The following is a 1064-nucleotide window of genomic DNA, read 5'->3' as shown; positions in this document are numbered from 1 at the left end:
TGGTGGTCTGTGGTGGAAGAGCGGCGGCTTCAGCATCAGCGCCAACTACGTCTCCGCCAACGGTGACGTGGGCAACCCGATCGCCGGTACGGCGAACTGCGGTGGCATCGGCAACGCCTGCTCCTCCCAGACGGGTACGGCTCAGGTTGCTTACACCGGCTCCAACTGGGGCATCGCGGCGGCCTACACCTACTCCTCGGGTGGCGCTGGCACCTACAGCGGCAACGCCACGCCTCTGGCTAACGCCTTCTTCACCGGCTCTGCCGCCACCAACTCGGTGGGCATCAGCGCCTACTGGCAGCCCAGCAACTCCGGCTGGATCCCCTCGATCAGCACCGGTTGGGGCATCAACCGCAACCAGTTCAACGGCACCAACTTCGGTAACGCCGCTGCTCTCGTCTCCACCACCGGCGTCACCAACGCCACCAGCCAGTCCTGGTACGTGGGTCTCCAGTGGGATGACGTGTTCATCAAGGGCAACTCCGCCGGTATGGCCGTCGGCCAGCCCACCTTCCTGACCGCCGTCAGCGGTGGCAACAACCTCCTGGGTGTTGCTCCTGGCACCGCCATCGTCGATGGCAACTACGCCTGGGAGTGGTGGTACAAGTTCCAGGTCACCGACAACATCAGCGTGACCCCGGCTCTTTACTACCTGAGCGCTCCTCTGGGTCAGGTCTCGAAGAACGTCGGTGCCGTGAACGTCAACGGCAGCGACTTCAACAACTTCGGCGGCTTCATCAAGACCACCTTCAAGTTCTGATCCTTCGGGATTCACTTCTCTCACAATCTCCTCAAACTCGCCCGGCTGCCATGCAGTCGGGCTTTTTTGTGTGTTGTCGAACCGGGTGACTTGGGACGCTTGATCGAGCGTTACCTGAGCCTGACTCGACGCTTGCAGCGCAAGAAACAGGACCTATACTTCGCCGTGTTCCGGCATGGAACAGCGCTCCTTATTGTGTGAGGAATCCATGAAGCCTTTCCAGCAACTGCTGGTTGCTCCTGCAGCTCTCGGCCTGCTCGCCCCCGTGGCGGTTCAGGCGGCTGAGCTCAACATCGACAGCGTC

General features: G+C 61.7%; 1 protein-coding gene. It reads left to right on the top strand.

What is annotated here, in order from left to right:
- A partial coding sequence (locus KUG38_RS14295; protein ID WP_502988705.1) for a porin occupies positions 1-760 on the top strand: 760 nt, incomplete at its 5' end.
- Positions 761-1064 lie beyond the last annotated feature (304 nt).

The sequence above is a fragment of the Synechococcus sp. CCAP 1479/9 genome (assembly GCF_019038535.1).
Taxonomy (GTDB): domain Bacteria; phylum Cyanobacteriota; class Cyanobacteriia; order PCC-6307; family Cyanobiaceae; genus Cyanobium.
Note: the sequence above shows the minus strand (reverse complement) of the source record. Positions and strands in the feature narration are given on the sequence as shown.